We start from the raw sequence: 17,964 nt of genomic DNA, 5'->3' as shown, positions 1-17,964 counted from the left end.
GTTTGGATTACAATTCTTCCATTGTATCGCATTCGTACTCAGGTTTGATTGTTTTTTTAGGAGTTTGTGTGGCCATTCCTTTGTTTTTTTCTAACAATAACTGACCAATCAATTGAGCTCTTTCTTTAGCATTTGCAGCTCTTTTGGCTTCATCTACTTGGCTGTCAAAATATACTACACCTTCGATTAACGTTTTTTCTGCTTTGGCATAAATAGACAAAGGATTGTTGTTCCAAAGTACTACATCGGCATCTTTACCTACTTTAATACTTCCTACTTTGTCGTCTATGTGTAATAATTTTGCAGGATTTAAAGTCACAAATTTCCAAGCTTCTTCCTCCGAAATATTACCATATTTAACTGCTTTTGCAGCTTCTTGGTTTAATCTTCTTGACATTTCAGCATCATCGGAATTGTAGGCCACTACTAATCCGTGGTTATGCATAATCGGACCGTTTTGTGGAATAGCATCGTTTACTTCGAATTTATAAGCCCACCAGTCAGAGAAAGTTGAGGCTCCAACACCGTGTTCTTTCATTTTGTCAGCCACTTTGTATCCTTCAAGAATGTGGGTATAGGTGTTAACTTTGAAGCCCATTTTGTCTGCCACATTCATTAGCATCAAGATTTCTGATTGTACATAAGAATGACAGCTTATGAATCGTTTGTTGTTCAAAATTTCTGCTAAAGTCTGTAATTCCAAATCGGTTCTTGGCGCTTTTGTTTTATCCTTTTTACCGCTTGTATTGTATGTTTTCCAAGCTAAGTCGTATTCTTTGGCTCTTTGAAAGTAATCCGTAAATACTTGTTCTACTCCCATACGAGTTTGAGGAAAACGAGTTGGATTTACGTTGCCCCAGTTGGATTGTTTTACGTTTTCACCCAAGGCAAATTTGATGAATTTTGGTTGGTTTTTGTATAACAATTCTTCTGGTTCCATTCCCCATTTCCATTTTACGATTGCCGAGCGACCACCGATTGGGTTAGCGGAACCGTGTAGTAATTGTGATGTAGTAACACCACCCGCTAAATCTCTGTAAATATTAATGTCTTCGGAGTTGACTACGTCTTCGATAGTTACTTCAGCACTTGAGTTGTGTCCGCCCTCATTTACACCATTCGAAATAGCAATGTGAGAGTGTTCGTCAATGATACCGCTAGTTAAGTGTTTTCCTTTGGCATCAATGACAGTAGCTCCACCATCTGAAAGATTTTTTCCAATGGCAGCAATTTTACCGTTTTTAACCAATACGTCGGTTTGTTCTAGAATTCCTTCTTTTTCGTTGGTCCAAACCGTTGCATTTTTGAACAATAGCGTTTGTGCTTTTGGGATTTCAGTATTTCCGTAAGCAATGTTTGGATAAGTAACAGGCTGAACCGCGAATGGTTTTTCAACGGCGCTTGAGTCTTTTACAATCTTAAATGGCGCAGTTTTTTTGGCGTACCATGTCACTTCTGAACCATTGTTTAAAATGGCTTTTCCAGATAAGTTTTCGGTAGTGTCTACCAAGCCATTTAGTCTTGAAAAATTGGTTTTTACATCGTCATTAGATTTGATTAATAGCGTAACCCATTGATTCGCAAAAGTCAAATTTGATTTTACTTTCTTTTTATCAGCGGTTGTAATATCCGATTTTGGTTTGGCAACTTCACCTTCAATTTTTAACTTATAGGTTTCATTACTTACGGTCAAATCGTACTCTCCACGAATATCTTTTACAGTCCAATCGTTAATCACATATTTATTGCCTTGTACCCAGTTTTCGAAAACGATGGTTTTTTCGTCAAAAATAGCACCAGAGGTAATGATGAAGTTGGCATAACTTCCTGTTTTTAAGCTTCCAATTTCATTGCTTTTTCCAAGTAAAGCAGCTGGAGTAGTAGTCAAAGCTTCTAACGCTTTGGTCGGGTCAAAGCCAAATTGAATGGCTTTTAATAAATTCCCTCTAAAGTCCTCTATCTTTTTTAATTTATCTGTAGTTAATGCGAAAGTAATTCCGTTTTCAGATAGTACTTTTAAGTTGCTAGGTGCTTGATTCCAAAAACGCAAATCGGCCAACTCCATTTGGTTGGCATTGAACGGATTTGAAACATCGTAAGCTTCTGGGAAGTTAATCGGAATGATAAAACTAGCATTCGTTTTTTTGATTTCTTGAATGCGTTCAAATTCGTTTCCAGCACCTTTGAGGATATAATTTAAGCCAAATTCTTTTGCAATTTTTGAGGCTCTTAAACTATTCAATTTGTCTTCTGCTGTAAAAATTTGAACTAATTTTTCGTTAGCAATCAAAGCTTCTAAGGATAAATCTTTGTTTGTTGCATTTCCATTTTTGTACCATTCTTTGTCGTGATACATTTGACGAAGTAACGCCATCATACCCATTAAAGAAGAAGGGTAGGACTGATTGGTAGTTACACTACGAGTAAAACCAAAGTGTTGGCTGGCTTTGTTGCTCAAAATTCGATTGGTTTTATCGCTGTTATTCAAAGCAACTATGGCTCCAGTTCCTCTGGCAATTCCATCTTGAATGTGAGTGCCTACTACGCCAAACCCAGCTTTTAATAATTCTTCAGCTTTGGTTTCGTCGTAAGCGAAAGTTTCGTAAGCGTTGATCTCTGAGCGAATATTTTCGTTCCAATAATAGCCTGCGCGTTTGGTGTCATAAGAAGAACCTCTTTCGCCAGATGTGGCTTTTTTTGGTTTCTCAGCACCAAAACTAGTATACATGTCAATGAAAGAAGGATAAATTGATTTTCCTTCAGCGTCAATTATCATCGCGTTTTTAGGGATAGCAACTGAGTTTCCTGATGCTACTACTTTACCGTTTTGGATTAGTAATGTTCCTTTTTCAATGATTTGAGTAGGGGTAACATAGATTTTTGCGTTGGTAAAAGCTGTGTAATAATTGTTTTTGTTTGGAATACTTTCGTTATTCGGAAAGTACTCTTGTGCTTGTGTTTTTGCTACAAAAACACCAAAAAAGAGTAGGATTATAAGTTTTTTCATAATGGGTTAGTTAATTTTTTTAAAAATACTAAAATTAGTAACACTTAGAAGGTCTATTTAAATTTTAACGTCTGTTTTATAGCTGAACAATATTTTATGCTAAAATTTTATTTTTTTGTAGCTTATTTTTTTAAGTTTTTGAGAATACTTTTTAAATTTAACAAGTTGATTACTGTTATGGTGTCTAATTTTATTTTACTTTTATTCAAAAGATTATTTATATGCTCGTTAAAGTTTTTGGAAGTGCCGTTTTTGGAGTCGAAGCTACAACTATCACTGTAGAGGTTAATATTGATAATGGGGTAGGCTATCATTTGGTGGGTTTGCCAGATAATGCGATTAAAGAAAGTAGTTATCGCATTGCGGCAGCGCTCAAAAATAATGGGTATGCCTTGCCCGGAAAAAAGATTACGATTAATATGGCTCCGGCCGATTTACGAAAAGAAGGTTCTGCTTATGATTTGACCTTGGCGGTGGGCATTTTAGTGGCTTCCTCACAGATTTCTACTGCTGTTTTGGACGAATATGTCATTATGGGTGAATTGTCTTTGGATGGAAGTTTACAACCTATTAAAGGCGCATTGCCTATTGCGATAAAAGCCAAAGAAGAAGGTTTTAAAGGTTTTTTTCTGCCGAAGCAAAACGTCAAAGAAGCCGCTATAGTTGCAGGATTGGATGTGTATGGTGTTGAAAATGTACAAGAAGTTATTGATTTTTTGGAAGGAAAAGGAACGCTTGAACCCACTAGAATTGATACAAGAGCAGAATTTTATAAAACCTTAGATTTTCCTGAATTTGATTTTTCGGATGTGAAGGGGCAAGAGAGCATAAAACGTTGTATGGAAATCGCTGCTGCAGGTGGGCATAATATTATTTTGATTGGACCTCCAGGCGCGGGAAAAACGATGTTGGCGAAACGTTTGCCTAGTATTTTACCTCCAATGACACTCAGAGAAGCACTTGAGACCACTAAAATTCATAGTGTTGCAGGCAAATTGAAAGAAGTGGGACTAATGAATCAAAGGCCTTTTAGGAGTCCGCATCACACTATTTCGAATGTGGCTTTGGTAGGCGGCGGAAGTTATCCTCAGCCCGGTGAGATTTCGATGGCGCACAATGGGGTGTTGTTTTTGGATGAATTGCCCGAGTTTAAAAGGGATGTTTTGGAAGTGATGCGTCAGCCGTTGGAAGATAGGGAAGTAACGATTTCTAGAGCAAAGTTTACAGTGACTTATCCTTCATCGTTTATGTTGGTAGCGAGTATGAATCCAAGTCCGAGTGGATTTTTTAATGACCCGAGTGCTCCTCAAACGTCTTCACCACACGAAATGCAACGGTATTTGAGTAAAATTTCGGGACCGCTTTTAGATAGAATTGATATCCATATCGAAGTGACTCCGGTGCCTTTTGAGAAATTGTCTGATGATCGAAAAGCTGAGAGTAGTGTGGATATTAGAGAACGAGTTACGGCTGCTAGAGAATTGCAAAGTGTACGTTTTGCATCGTTAGAAAACATTCATTATAACGCTCAAATGAACACCAAGCATATTCGGGAGTTTTGTGCTTTGGATGCTACTTCAAAAGAGTTGTTGAAAACAGCTATGGAGCGTTTGAATCTCTCGGCTAGAGCTTATGATAGAATTTTGAAAGTTTCTAGAACTATTGCTGACCTTGAAGCGTCTCCCAACGTAATGTCTTCGCATATAGCCGAAGCGATACAATATAGAAGTTTAGATAGAGAAGGGTGGTTAGGTTAAAATGGATTTAAGATTTTTGATTAACGATTTTTGACGGCAGATTTGTGGGCTCTTGAAAATACGAGAAAGGCTTAGAAATAAATAAGGTGTAAAAGAGGTTTCAATAGGAATCTCTTTTACTTTTGCCAAATGTTAGAAATTCTTTACCAAGACGAATTTATTATAGCCATAAATAAGCCAAGTGGGTTGTTGGTTCACAAATCATTTTATGCACGCGATGCAAAAGTTTATGCAATTCAAGAATTGAGAAATCAAATAGGAGGGCAACATGTGTATCCTATTCATCGGTTGGATCGCAAAACTTCTGGGGTTTTGTTGTTTGCATTGGATAAAGAGGTTTTGAAAATTATGAATGATCGTTTTGCTACACGCGAAGTCGAAAAAAAATATTTGGCTATTTTACGGGGTTGGTCGCCCGAGGAGCTTACCATAGATTATGATTTAATCAATGATGATGAGGTTAAACAAACTGCAATAACCTATTTTCATCGTTTGCAAAATGCCGAAGTTGCGTTAGCATTTAACAATAAACCCACCTCGCGATATTGTTTGGTCGAAGCGATTCCTGAAACAGGACGCATGCATCAATTGCGAAAACATTTCAAACATATTTTTCATCCCATTTTAGGAAGTCGGCCACATGGATGTAACAAACAAAATAAGTTATGGTTAGAAAATTATGACCTCAAAGGAATGATGTTGCATGCGCATCAGTTAATTTTTAATCATCCCATAACCAACGAACAACTCATCTTGAATGCAAAGATTAATGAAGAGTTTAGTAGAGTAGGGGCTATTCTTACTCTAGATTTGAAAAAGTATGAATAAATAATTAATACTATAAAATGTTATTGTCTTGTATAACTACTATTTGAAGAATTAAGAGAAACTGAGTTGCCATTTTAGATTTTTGATCTATTCTTGAGACTTTGTCTTTACTTTCAGTTTGTTGTTATACTATGTGGGCACGGATTACTTCGTCAGTTCACTTCGTTCGTGTGCAAATCCGCGCTATCGTATATTGAGGGACTTTTTTTTTAAAATCCGCGCGTTAGGGTTTTGGATAACTCCATGTCATATTATTTAAACCATCAAAAAAAATTTGATCATTCATCATTCGACAATCAGGCAGATTTGGATCTGATGGAATTTCTGGTGTAATACTGTTTATTATCCATAATCCTTTATATGCGTTTGTTGCTGAATCTTCTGAATTCGAACAATTTGAAAAGATTAACAGTAATAGAATGTAGATCGAAGTTTTTAGTTCATATAACTTATGCTTTTTAAATATCTAGTTAAACTGGTATCCAATTATTAAATTCAATGAATTAGTTCTTGCCTCTCCATTTCCCCAAACTTTATTTTTACTTGTATTAGTCAAACCTAGATTTTCTCTAATCTCTATAAAAATTGAGTTTTTTTCGTTTATCTCAATGGTTTTTCCTAATCCAACAGATAATCCAAAATCGGTTTTGTTGTTAAGATTTGTAGTATCAACAGAATCATTATTTAGTCCATCAATATTTTCTAAATCATTAGTTCCAAATGATTTTAATAGAAAACCAATAAAGGGCCCACCATTTACATAGAAACTGTTATTGTTACTAAAACTGTATTTTATCATTATTGGTAAAACTAAATAATCATAATTCTTTTTCGATGTGAAATTATAACTTTCAATAAATCCATTAATATCTCTAATTTCAATATTATTCTCTGCTTTTTGACTTTTTCGTTCGTAATTAAGCTCAAATTTTAAGCTCAAATTTTCTTTAATTTGATATTCAAAATTTATTCCTCCTAAAAAAGCAAATGCTGGACTTTCAGAATAAAGCGGACTAAATTCTTTAGGAACATCATATCCTAATAATGTTGAATAATTTAATCCTGCTTGAATTCCAAATTTAATCTTTGAATTTTGTGAATAATTTAGAAATGAAATTAATAGAAATGAAATGCTCAAAAATAATTTTCTCATAGTTTTTGTTTTCTGTTTTTTGTTTTCTGTTTTTTTTGGTAAAATATCGCCCAACGTCAGTCTGTGAAAAAACCTCCGCTTATTGTTATACCAAAAGTAGTCAAAAATGTTTATGATAAGAAAGAAAAGTTGTATGTTTAATAATGCAACACATACAAGGAATCTCCCGTCATCAACTGCAAATAAGTAGTTTAGAAGATACAATTACTCTTGATAATCCTGTTCGTTTTATCGAAGCTTTCGTAGAGTACCTCTCCCTTGAATCGCTTGGTTTTACCTCTCGAATTTTTAAAAGCAAAGGAAAACACTAGAAAAACCAATGAAAACCTACTCTCCAAAAAAAAGAGGCGCAGTTGCCTCTTGTATTCTCTATAAAATTTTTTCGATAAACCCATAGTGTCATGGAAGTAGAGCGGTTCCGTTCTACACGGGTTTCATTGTTCGGCTTGCAGCCGCAACGAAACCCTAACTGTTGGCAGTAGTCTTTTTTGTTTAACTAATTTTCTTTTTATATCCTTTTTTTAACCACTTATATTGTAAATACGCTAAAAAAAAATTCGCTAAAGTTTTTTTATTTGGTTTAAATAATTTTGGTTCTAAATCTAAATTATATATTTCGCTTATAATTTTGTTTCCAAATCCATAACGAATAAATCGTTCTTTAAAATCTTTTATTCCACCTCCAAAATTATGTTTTGAAATACTTTCTAAAGCATATGAAAGCTGACCGATATTTAAAAGTTTAAATCCTAAATCAATATCTTCACCCCCTGCAATTTTAATTTCTTCATTAAAACCTCCAACGATTTCAAACGCTTTTTTCCAAACCAAACAATTTGCTGTTACTAAATAATCTGGTCTTGGTTCTTTTCCTTTTTCATAAACTTCTGGTGGAATAAGTATTTCTTGATTTTCATAATACTTTGAAATTAAATCGCTACTTTCAGAAATAATATTTCCAGCGTATCCAACCGAATTATTTTGTTTTTTCAAATATCCTATTAATAAATTTTCAGTTGGAATACAATCGCTATCAGTAAAAAGTATCCATTCTGTTCTTGAGTTTTTAACTCCAAAATTTCTTGCGCTTGCAGGTTCAATTTTAGTGCAACTTAAAATTTTCAGAGAAAAAGGATAATTATTTTTTTCGATTTTTAAACTTGGTTCAGAATTATTGTCAACTATTATTATCTCATTAGGATAATTTTCTATTTTTTGAGTTTTTAAAAATTCTTCTAAAAATAATTCAATTCCTTTTTGATTATTCTTAACTGGAATTACGATTGTAATTTCATTTGTTGATTTCAGTATTTCTGATTTAATATTTTTTATTTTGTTTGGTTTAAATCCCAACCGACTTATCATTGTCATAAATGAATTCTGTGTAATTAGTTATTTTTGAATTCTCCTGTTTTTTGGCAAGATTACTGCTAACGTTCTCGCGCTACAGCGGGTTTGGGACTAAATTAAGCCCTATTTTCGGATTTGCCAAATCATCCCAAATACAAAACCAATTTCAAATTAAGCCAAATGCCCAACTTGCTTGTAGCGTGTGTTGTACGATGTTATATTCCGCATACTTCATTAAAGCTGTCTATTCTTTTTTCGCAAAAAGTATATAATCTAAACCATTCTTCTCTGGTTAAATCCATTTGTTTCATTGATTTCATGAAAATTGGTTGAAGTTCTAAATCTTCATATTCAAAATAAGTTGAATTAAATATTAAATGAAATTTATCTCTAATAAACTCTGTTAAATTTTCTCTTTCATTTTGTTGTCCAATTCCGGTTTGTTCTCTGAATTTAGAACCAAAAAAGACCTTTTCTATTATCATACGATTAAAATTATTCCCTTCAAGGATTGTATCGTAGTCTAGTTTTTGAATTTCTTCAGAAATTATTTTTAGCAGCTCTTTTTCTTCAGGAAGATCTGATGCTGAAAGGATATTTTCGACGTCAATTTCTGTATCATTATAAACTCCAAACTTATCTACATAATTGCGAATCAGTAAATAAAATGTAAATCCACGGTCTAAATTTTCAACCATCTTTTTACTTCTCTTGTTCCATTCATCTGTTGAGTTAAATTCATTCGGAATTGTTATTGATGAAAACAAGGAAGTAGGAATATTTAATGCTATTTTCGCGAAAAGCGAAGATATTTTATAAGCGGTTATAGGATTGTCAATTTTAAGATTGACTGATGTTAAATGAACTGCTGCAGAATATAGCGTTAGTTCAGGATGATATAATTTGTTTTCTAATTTTTTTGAGATTGCGGAAAGTTGTAATTCTCTATGTGGTGATTCAAGGTTAGAAATTGCACTTATTTGAAATTCATATTCAGCATTAGTTGCTGTTGTTTCCAAAAGCGAAACTACACTTATTGGAACTCTACTTATTTTTACATCTTGATTTGTTGCGAAAGATATAAATGGTATTGGACAGTCTTCATTAACGTTTCCATTGTGGTCGAATCTTAATCCAGATGTAATCTGAAATTTCCATCTATTTTGGTAATCACCAACTATATGATTATATGTTTCTGTATAATAATCTAAAAAATAGTTCCTTTTTAATTCTAAATTTAAGTCTCTAAATTTGAAGAACTTATATTCGTCTGGCATTATGGCTGCATCAAAAGCTCTATAAATTTTATAAATATTCTTTACACCCCAAAGTGTGCTTACTTGGTCCAAATAATGCTGATATTCGTGAATAAACACACTAAATCTATTCCTGTCTAAAAGAGGATTTTTTAAACTTTTTTCAAAATCTTTTTCATCAATATATTCGTTCAGATAAATATAGTTTCCTAAAGGACTAAAATAGCCTAAAGTTTCTATACTTGGGAATTTTTTCCAATTTTGAATGTTTTTTATGAAGTCCATTTTTTAATAATATAGTACAACGTTCCCGCGCTACACGCAGGCTGGGATTAAAGATGCGTAATCTTTCGGTTAAAAACAAATGTGTTAAATATAAACTATTTTCAAATTAAGCCAATTGCCCAGCTTGCTTGTAGCGTGTGTTATAGGGCGTTTTTCTTTTTGTCGTCAGTGATTTTCTTTGTCATTAGTGTAAGAGCTCCCATTACTGCTCCAACAGAAACAATTGAATTTATTCCTGTCCAATATGCAATTAGTCCTGCTGGTAGTCCGCCAATTAGTCCACCAAGTGCAGCCCAACATATATATTCTAAATTTTTTCTTTTAGTTGTTTTTAAATTCTTTGAGTTCTCAGCAAGGAAGTCAAACTTTGAGTCAAGCAAATATTTCTGATAATTGCCAATGAATGTTTCCCAAAGCAATTCGTCTTTGTTTGTTGGAATTTGACCTGTCGCATTTATATTAAAGTTTGCCTTAACGTGTTGTCCGCTAATTTCAATGTCGATTGTCGATTTCCATTTCAGCGGATTAAACGTCCACAAATTTGACGACATTGAACCACGTTCAAATATTATTCTATTGTTAGTGTTCTTGTTGTCTACGTTCTTAAAGCCCGATTTTTGAAAATAACCTATTGTCATTTTTCTCAGGTCAACTGACTCAGAAACTTTAAATTCAATTGTCTTTTTTATTACTGTCATTTGTTTGTTAGTCGTCTTATAAAATGCCCTATAACTAGTGTATAAGCGAAACAATTTTTTAACTACTCACCAACAACCAGGGTAGCTAAGCAAAAAAAAAATCTTTTTGTTTTTTCAAATATAACAAAATTTACTTACAAAAAAAGATAAAAACTGTTTCTTTTCGGGTTATACTTCCAACCAAAGGTTTTGGGTTTCCTATTCCCGATAGTAACGAAAATCCTTGTGAGGGCTTGCGTTTAGCCCTCACAAGGATTGTAGAGTATAGCAGGAGGAGGCTTTCTTCAAAAAACGAAATCCTTCTGCTCCTAAGAAAAATATCAATTACTTATCTATTAGAACGTCTGTCATTATTTTGAGAAGGACGTCTCGTACCAAAACTAGTAGAACTACTTCTGTTTGGAGTATCTGTTTTTGGTTTTTTTGGAGTAGAGTGGCGCTGTTGTCTTCCTTGTCCTTGTTTGATGGGCTCGGTAGAGGCATTGGGATCGGGTTCAAAACCTTTAATGTTTTCTTTGGGCAGTTTGATGCCAATCAATTTCTCGATATCTCGTAAGAAAACAGTTTCGTCAGGACTAAATAAAGAAATCGCTTCGCCATTGGCTCCAGCGCGTCCAGTTCTACCGATACGGTGCACGTAATCTTCGGGAATGTTAGGTAATTCAAAATTAACAACATGAGGTAACAAGGGGATGTCCAAACCACGAGCTGCAATATCTGTAGCAACTAAAGCGGTTAGACTTCCGTTTTTGAAACCCGCTAAGGCTTTGGTTCTAGCTCCTTGCCCTTTATTGCCATGGATAGCAGCAGCTTTAATACCAGCGCTAATCATGCTTTCGGTGAGCTTGTTGGCGCCTTGTTTAGTTCGGGTAAAGACTAGAACCTGCTTCCAGTTGCCTTCGGAAATAAGTTTAATAATTAATTCAGTTTTCTTCTCTTTTGCAGTTGGAAATACTTTTTGAATGATCGCTTCTACTGTTGTGTTTTCTGGAGTAGCTTCGACCTGAACAGGGTGGTGCAAAATACCCATAGCCAATTTCTTAATGTCTTTGGAGAAGGTTGCCGAGAACATTAGGTTTTGTCTTTTTACAGGAAGTATCTTTAAAATGCGTTCAATATCTCGCAAGAAACCCATGTCGAGCATGCGGTCTGCTTCATCCAAAACTAAAATTTCTACTTTGGAAAGTGATATTAGGCCTTGATTTTGTAAATCAATTAAACGTCCTGGAGTTGCTACTAAAATATCCACACCCTGACGCAATTGACTAACTTGAGGATTTTGATTGACACCTCCAAAGATAACTGCACTTCGTAAATCTAAAAACTCACTGTATTCATTGATGTTGGAAAGAATTTGAGCTGCCAATTCTCGAGTTGGAGTTAATATTAAAGCCCTAATGGGGCGGTGTCGTAAGTGTTGGCCTTGAGATAATAATTGCAAGATGGGTAACGTAAAACCCGCAGTTTTTCCTGTTCCTGTTTGTGCAGATGCTAATACGTCTTTGCCTTCTAAAACTGGAGGAATAGCTTTTTGTTGAATTGGCGATGGGGTAGTGTATCCTTTTTTGCTGATGGCTTTTAATAAAGCATCAGATAGACCTAATGAGTTAAATGACATATGGTGTGTTGTTGAAGTAAATTCTATTTTTTAGATCACTTCTTTAAAGTTGTCTGTTATGACTTTTGATTTAATTTGAAAAGCTCTAGCATTTTAACTGTTTAGAGATGTTTCTACTTGTGTTGGTCTCTTATATTGCTGAGGTATTCAATATAAAAGTATAGATGGTGAGGTTTGGTTGAGGTGGTTTTCTAAAACAAAGAAATACCCAATAACAGGTATTTCTTTGTAGAATTTTAATTGATTTTTGTAGCTATCGTTAAACAACGATCGCTCTTCCTTTAGCGGTATTTTGTTTATTGGAATCAAAATAAAAGTCAATGCGTCCAAGGTGGATTCCATAAGCGCCCACTTGGTTGACTAAGACTTCATTGCCAATGGCATTCTTAACAATGGTTGGCTTTTCTAAGAAAGTATGAGTGTGTCCGCCAATGATCAAATCAATATCTTGAGTTTTTTGAGCTAATTTTATATCTGAAATTTTAGCATCATCAGCACCTTTTCTGTAATCGTAACCTAGATGTGATAAGCAAATTACCAAGTCGCATTTCTGTTCATGTTTAAGAATACGTGTCATGTCTTGAGCGATTTCAACTGGATCTAGGTACACTGTTTCTTTGTAATTTTTTTTGTCCACTAGACCTTGAAGTTCAATTCCTAAACCAAAAACGCCAATTTTTATCCCATCTTTGTGGAATATTTTATAAGGTTTGATGTGTGAGTTTAAAATAGTATTTTTAAAATCATAATTAGCAGAAATAAAATCGAATTTAGCATGATGCATTTGGGCATAAAACCCTTCTAATCCATTATCAAAATCATGATTGCCTAAAGTAGCCAAATCGTACTGCATCATGCTCATTAATTTCAATTCTAATTCACCTCCATAATAATTGAAGTAAGGAGTGCCTTGAAAAACGTCGCCAGCATCTAATAACAAGACATTAGGATTTTCTTTTCGGATTGAATCAATTAAAGCTGCTCTTCTTGAAACGCCACCCATATTAGCATTTCTAGGATCATCAGCTGGAAATGGATCGATATGACTGTGTACATCGTTGGTATGTAGTATGGTGATTTTTTTTATATCAGGTTTTGAAAAACTTAATAATGGCAAGCTTGGTAAGGCTAATAAAGCAGAACTAGCAGCAGTTTTTTGAATAAAATCTCTTCTTTTCATAATTTATTTTTTTGATACAACTGATAGTTATTCTTCTGTAATTCGAGTGTCTTTTAAAACCGGTATCGTTTTTATCATTTTAAAATAATCAATTAACACATTGCGTAGTTTGTAATTCAAATCGTAAGTTTTGATGCCTTTCTTGAAAAAACTCATCTCGTCACCTCCGCTTGCAAGATAATCGTTAGTAGCTACCTGATATTCTTTTGTAAGATCAAAAGGGATTCCATTTATCTTGATGTCTTTGGCTTGCTCGTTTTTGTCTATGGTAAAAGTAAGTCCCGACAAGGGTTGTGGTTTTTTTGTTTTGATAAAATATTGAATCAATTCTTGTACGGTTTCTCCTTTTAAAGTAATGACTACCAAACTATTTTCAAAAGGCATAATTTGAAAGGCAGTTCTTGTAGTAACGTTTCCTTTTGGCAATGCGGCTCGAATACCACCGTGATTCAATAAACAAATATCTATTTTTTTATTTTCTCTTGCCTCTAGGATAATATTGCCTCGATCCACACAAGCATCTGCCATTAAATTACCAATTGTAGTTTGCCATTTGCCGCTACTTTTGTCTAGTGTTTCAGGACAATAGGCTAAAACGGTGTTTAAATCTTTATCAATATTTTCGCGGTAAGGTTTAATGTAGTTTTCAATACTTTCGGTAGTTGATAAAGCATTAGTAACAGACACTCTTTTGCCTTCAATCTTTGTTACTTGATAAGTTTTTGAAGCGCATGAAAATATTGAAAAAAATGTTAAGGATATAACAAAAAGTTTAAAAATTCGAATATAGTTTTTTAGTTTTACCATGTATAATGTGACTTTATTAATTAATTTTGTGCCACCGTAAAAGTAGTATGTTTTTCAATTATCTTAAAGATTTTTACTTAAAAAAGAAGTTAAAAAATAGCTTGTTAAAATCAGGAGGGTTTACTGTAGAACAAAAGGTACAAACGATTGGCATATTGGTGGATGAGGTTTTTTTTGCTGAAACTAGTGCTTTGATAAATGCCTTAATTGAGAAAGGATTTCATGGTGACAACATTGCTGTATTGGCTTTTAATAACTCAAAAGATTTGAAGTCAGTACGTCAATATCCAGTTTTTGGTTGGAATAGTGTTAGTTTCGACATGAAAATTCAAGAGAAATGTGTCAATGAGTTTGTTCAAAATCCTTTTGATGTCCTATTAAGTTACTACGAAACTAGCAATGGATTGCTCGAGTGGATTACTTATCAGTCAAAAGCTCGGTTTAAAGTTGGTTTTTACGCTGCAAACCAAAGGTTGAATGATCTAATGATCAATACAAATGCAAACAATTACAATCAATTCGTGCAAGAATTTGTTCGAGTTTTGAAACAAATTAATACAAACTAATACCATTTATTTTCATTATGCAAGCATTATTAGGCACCGGTGTTGCTTTAGTCACGCCTTTTAAGTCAGATTTTTCCGTTGATATTGAGGCTTTAAATACTATAGTAAACTATTCTATTGAAAATGGAATCGAATACTTAGTGGTTATGGGAACCACAGCTGAAAACGCGACCTTAAGCGCTCAAGAAAAAGAATTAGTTATCGAAACCATAGTTACTGCAAACAACGGCAGGTTGCCTTTGGTTTTAGGGGTAGGAGGGAACAATACATTGCAAATAGTTGAGGAATTAAAGACTAGAGATTTATCTGCATTTCAGGCAATACTGTCGGTTTCTCCATATTATAATAAACCAACCCAAGAAGGAATTTATCAACATTTTAAAGCTATAGCCGAAGCTTCTCCTGTCCCAGTTTTATTGTACAATGTACCAGGCAGAACATCAAGCAATATGTTGCCTTCAACAGTACTGAGATTGGCTTTTGATTTTCCTAATATAATAGGTATAAAGGAAGCGGCTGGTGATTTGGTTCAGGCTATGAAAATTATTCAACACAAACCGAAAGATTTTTTGGTGATTTCCGGTGACGATATGATCGCCTTGCCGATGGTTTTAGCAGGTGGAGCAGGAGTGATTTCAGTAATTGGGCAAGGTTTTCCTAAAGAATTTTCAGAAATGATTCGTCTTGGTTTAAATAAAAAAGTAGATGCTGCGTTTGAGTTACACTATAAATTAGCAGATAGTATTGATATGATTTTTGAACAGGGCAATCCAGCAGGAATTAAAGAAGTTTTTAAAGCATTAGCCATTGCAGAGAATGTGGTGCGTCTTCCATTAGTTTCGGTTGATGAGAATCTTTCAAAAAGAATTCATGATTTTGTAAAAAAGTTTTAAAAAGGCACTTTAAAAAGTAAGCTTTTTTTTAAATAAAAATATATTTTGTAGTCGCTAAATTAATAACTAAATTTGCCAGCCAAAGTTGTGTTTGATTTTTAACTATTTGGTGTTAAATTGTAATAAAAAGAAAATTAAATGAAGAAAATAGTTGCATTGTTAATTCTTGCTCTAGTTTTGGGTTCTTGCGGAGAATATCAAAAAGCTTTAAAAACCGAGGATGTTGGAGTGAAATATGAGTTAGCTGAGAAGCTATATGATGCAGGTAAATATTCTAAATCTATTCGACTTTTTGAACAAATTGCACCAGCGTATCGTGGAAAGCCACAGGCCGAGAAAATGTTTTATATGTATGCTCAAGCCTATTACAAAACCAAACAATATGTATTAGCTGGGTATCAGTTTGAAAGTTTTGCTTCTAATTATCCTAGAAGTGAGAAAGTGCAAGAAGCTTCTTTTTTAGGAGCAAAATGTTATTCTATGCTTTCTCCAGTGTACAGTTTGGATCAAGTGGATACTTTTAAAGCCATTGAAAAGTTGCAGAATTTCATAGATAATTATCCGAATTCGGAGTATTTAAAAGAAGCTAATGCAACGATGCGTACGCTAAACGAAAAGATCGAAAAGAAGGTTTATGAAAATGCTATTGGGTATAATAAAATTATGGATTACAAATCAGCATTGATTTCATTAGATAATTTTATTGCTGATTATCCAGGTACTACCTATAAAGAGAAAGCTTTATATTATAAATTAGATTCGGCATATAACCTAGCAATCAATAGTATTTCGCAAAAAATGGAAGAAAGATTGCAAGCAGCCAAATTGGCTCATGCCACTTTGATACGCTATAAAGCCGATACAGAATATAAAGAAAAAGCTGATGAAATGTTGGCTAAAATTGAAAACGAGTTACAAAAATTTACTAAATAAAATAAAGTCATGGATTTAAAGAAGACGAATGCTCCAGTAAATACAATTACCTACAATAAAACTGTAATTGAAGAACCTACTGGTAATGTATATGAAGCAATAACCATTATGGCTAAAAGAGCAAACCAAATCAATTCTGAAATTAAAAAAGAATTGACAGAAAAGCTTGAAGAATTTGCTACTTATAATGACAGTCTTGAGGAAGTTTTTGAAAATAAAGAACAAATTGAAGTTTCTAAATTTTATGAAAAATTACCTAAACCTCACGCATTAGCCGTACAAGAATGGTTAGACGGTAAAATTTACCACAGAGATACAAACAAATAATAGTACTGATGTCTGTTTTAAAAGGCAAAAAGGTTTTACTAGGTGTTTCTGGTGGAATTGCTGCCTATAAAACCGCCTCGTTAGTACGTCTATTTATAAAAGCAGGTGCTCAAGTCCAAGTGGTCATGACACCTGCTTCTAAGGATTTTGTAACCCCATTAACATTATCCGCTTTATCCAAAAACCCAGTATATTCTACTTTTTATGATAAAGAAGTAGCCGATACTGTTGATCATAATCCAGAAGCCAAAGAGTTATGGAACAATCATGTTGATCTTGGACTTTGGGGCGATATAATGGTTATCGCACCAGCAACGGCCAACACTTTGTCAAAAATGGCGAATGGCACTTGTGATAATTTGTTACTTGCTGTTTATCTTTCCTCTAAATGCCCTGTCTATTTTGCGCCAGCAATGGATTTGGATATGTACAAGCATCCTTCGACACTTCAGAGTTTTCAAAAGTTACAATCTTATGGGAATATCATGATTCCAGCTGAAAGTGGAGAGTTAGCTAGTGGACTTTCTGGTGAAGGTCGTATGGCTGAACCTGAAAACATTCTTACTTTTATCGAAAAAGATATTGAAAAGCAGTTACCCTTACGTGGAAAATCAATTTTAATTACTGCTGGACCAACTTATGAAGCTATTGATCCAGTTCGTTTTATAGGTAATCATTCTTCAGGAAAAATGGGTTTTGATATTGCGAACAGAGCAGCTGCTTTAGGGGCTCAAGTTTTTTTGGTTGCTGGACCTACGCATTGTCAAACGGAGTATGATTCCATACGTCTTTTTCCAATTGTTTCGGCAAAAGAAATGTACGATGCTTGCATGGAAATTTTTCCTACTGTTGATGTTGCCATCGCAGCGGCAGCTGTGGCAGATTATCGACCTAAAAATGTAGCAACTCAAAAAATTAAAAAAAACACAGATCAATTTGTTTTAGAACTTGAAAAAACACAAGATATTCTTGCGGCTTTAGGAGGTATTAAGCAACAACAATTTTTAGTAGGTTTCGCGTTAGAAACTGAAAATGAAATTGAAAATGCCAAGCTCAAAATTCAAAAGAAAAATCTTGATTTGATTGTGTTGAATTCTTTACAAGATGCAGGAGCTGGTTTTGGTAAATCCACGAATAAGGTTACCTTTATTGATAAAAATAGTACTATAACTCCAATGGAATTAAAATCTAAAGTTGCAGTGGCAGAAGATATAATGAAGATGGTTTGCGAACACTTAGTAGTGAAATAGCATTACTAAAGATATACTTTTTTGTTTTTTTGGTCGTTTTAATTTACAAATTCTCT

Annotated in this window: 16 protein-coding genes; 8 read left to right on the top strand and 8 right to left on the bottom strand. The window is 34.0% G+C overall.

Annotation, left to right across the window (positions count from 1 at the left end; genetic code table 11):
• Positions 1-7: 7 nt before the first annotated feature.
• Positions 8-3,007 (bottom strand): amidohydrolase family protein, encoded by a 3,000-nt coding sequence (locus BXU11_RS14695; protein WP_078213090.1) that lies wholly within the window; start codon positions 3,005-3,007, stop codon positions 8-10.
• 221 nt (positions 3,008-3,228) lie between these two features.
• Here BXU11_RS14695 and BXU11_RS14690 point away from each other — a divergent pair, with 221 nt between their 5' ends.
• On the top strand, positions 3,229-4,764 hold the full coding sequence (locus tag BXU11_RS14690) for a YifB family Mg chelatase-like AAA ATPase (protein ID WP_078213089.1): 1,536 nt from the start codon (positions 3,229-3,231) through the stop codon (positions 4,762-4,764).
• A 129-nt stretch (positions 4,765-4,893) separates the two neighbouring features.
• Positions 4,894-5,592 carry a pseudouridine synthase gene (locus BXU11_RS14685; RefSeq protein ID WP_078213088.1) on the top strand — a complete coding sequence of 233 codons (699 nt, stop codon included), beginning with the start codon at positions 4,894-4,896 and terminating at the stop codon, positions 5,590-5,592.
• Between the two features lie 466 nt (positions 5,593-6,058).
• On the opposite strand, the gene BXU11_RS14680 is transcribed toward BXU11_RS14685, so the two are convergent.
• Positions 6,059-6,745, bottom strand: coding sequence for a porin family protein (locus tag BXU11_RS14680; protein WP_139363518.1), 687 nt, complete (start codon positions 6,743-6,745; stop codon positions 6,059-6,061).
• 143 nt (positions 6,746-6,888) lie between these two features.
• On the opposite strand from BXU11_RS14680, the gene BXU11_RS17710 reads away from it, so the two are divergent.
• Positions 6,889-7,056 (top strand): hypothetical protein, encoded by a 168-nt coding sequence (locus BXU11_RS17710; RefSeq protein ID WP_189318538.1) that lies wholly within the window; start codon positions 6,889-6,891, stop codon positions 7,054-7,056.
• 181 nt (positions 7,057-7,237) lie between these two features.
• Here the strand turns inward: BXU11_RS17710 and BXU11_RS14675 are convergent, their stop codons facing one another.
• The 6 genes from BXU11_RS14675 to BXU11_RS14650 form a co-directional block, all read right to left on the bottom strand.
• A complete protein-coding gene (locus BXU11_RS14675) occupies positions 7,238-8,116 on the bottom strand; it encodes a glycosyltransferase family 2 protein (protein ID WP_078213086.1) in 879 nt (292 codons plus the stop codon).
• Between the two features lie 194 nt (positions 8,117-8,310).
• A complete protein-coding gene (locus BXU11_RS14670; RefSeq protein ID WP_078213085.1) occupies positions 8,311-9,636 on the bottom strand; it encodes a hypothetical protein in 1,326 nt (441 codons plus the stop codon).
• 140 nt (positions 9,637-9,776) lie between these two features.
• On the bottom strand, positions 9,777-10,334 hold the full coding sequence (locus tag BXU11_RS14665) for a hypothetical protein (RefSeq protein WP_078213084.1): 558 nt from the start codon (positions 10,332-10,334) through the stop codon (positions 9,777-9,779).
• A gap of 328 nt (positions 10,335-10,662) precedes the next feature.
• The gene (locus tag BXU11_RS14660) at positions 10,663-11,952 is read right to left on the bottom strand and encodes a DEAD/DEAH box helicase (protein WP_078213083.1); all 1,290 of its coding nucleotides are present in this window, start codon (positions 11,950-11,952) and stop codon (positions 10,663-10,665) included.
• 259 nt (positions 11,953-12,211) lie between these two features.
• A complete protein-coding gene (locus BXU11_RS14655; protein ID WP_024980831.1) occupies positions 12,212-13,132 on the bottom strand; it encodes a bifunctional UDP-sugar hydrolase/5'-nucleotidase in 921 nt (306 codons plus the stop codon).
• Positions 13,133-13,159: 27 nt separating this feature from the next.
• Positions 13,160-13,939, bottom strand: coding sequence for a 5'-nucleotidase C-terminal domain-containing protein (locus BXU11_RS14650; RefSeq protein WP_078213082.1), 780 nt, complete (start codon positions 13,937-13,939; stop codon positions 13,160-13,162).
• 47 nt (positions 13,940-13,986) lie between these two features.
• On the opposite strand from BXU11_RS14650, the gene BXU11_RS14645 reads away from it, so the two are divergent.
• The 5 genes from BXU11_RS14645 to coaBC all read left to right on the top strand — a co-directional run bounded on the left by BXU11_RS14645 (position 13,987) and on the right by coaBC (position 17,908).
• On the top strand, positions 13,987-14,505 hold the full coding sequence (locus BXU11_RS14645) for a hypothetical protein (RefSeq protein WP_078213081.1): 519 nt from the start codon (positions 13,987-13,989) through the stop codon (positions 14,503-14,505).
• Between the two features lie 17 nt (positions 14,506-14,522).
• Positions 14,523-15,398 (top strand): 4-hydroxy-tetrahydrodipicolinate synthase, encoded by an 876-nt coding sequence (dapA, locus tag BXU11_RS14640; RefSeq protein ID WP_078213080.1) that lies wholly within the window; start codon positions 14,523-14,525, stop codon positions 15,396-15,398.
• Positions 15,399-15,536: 138 nt separating this feature from the next.
• Complete coding sequence (locus BXU11_RS14635) at positions 15,537-16,331, top strand: outer membrane protein assembly factor BamD (protein ID WP_024980827.1); 795 nt, start codon at positions 15,537-15,539, stop codon at positions 16,329-16,331.
• 9 nt (positions 16,332-16,340) lie between these two features.
• Positions 16,341-16,658: a DNA-directed RNA polymerase subunit omega gene (locus BXU11_RS14630; RefSeq protein ID WP_024980826.1), complete on the top strand. Its 318-nt coding sequence runs from the start codon at positions 16,341-16,343 to the stop codon at positions 16,656-16,658.
• An 8-nt stretch (positions 16,659-16,666) separates the two neighbouring features.
• A complete protein-coding gene (gene coaBC / locus BXU11_RS14625) occupies positions 16,667-17,908 on the top strand; it encodes a bifunctional phosphopantothenoylcysteine decarboxylase/phosphopantothenate--cysteine ligase CoaBC (protein WP_024980825.1) in 1,242 nt (413 codons plus the stop codon).
• Positions 17,909-17,964: the final 56 nt, after the last annotated feature.

It is taken from the genome of Flavobacterium sp. LM5, assembly GCF_002017945.1.
In the GTDB taxonomy this organism is placed as follows: domain Bacteria; phylum Bacteroidota; class Bacteroidia; order Flavobacteriales; family Flavobacteriaceae; genus Flavobacterium; species Flavobacterium succinicans.
This window is presented reverse-complemented; position numbering and strand designations above follow the sequence as displayed.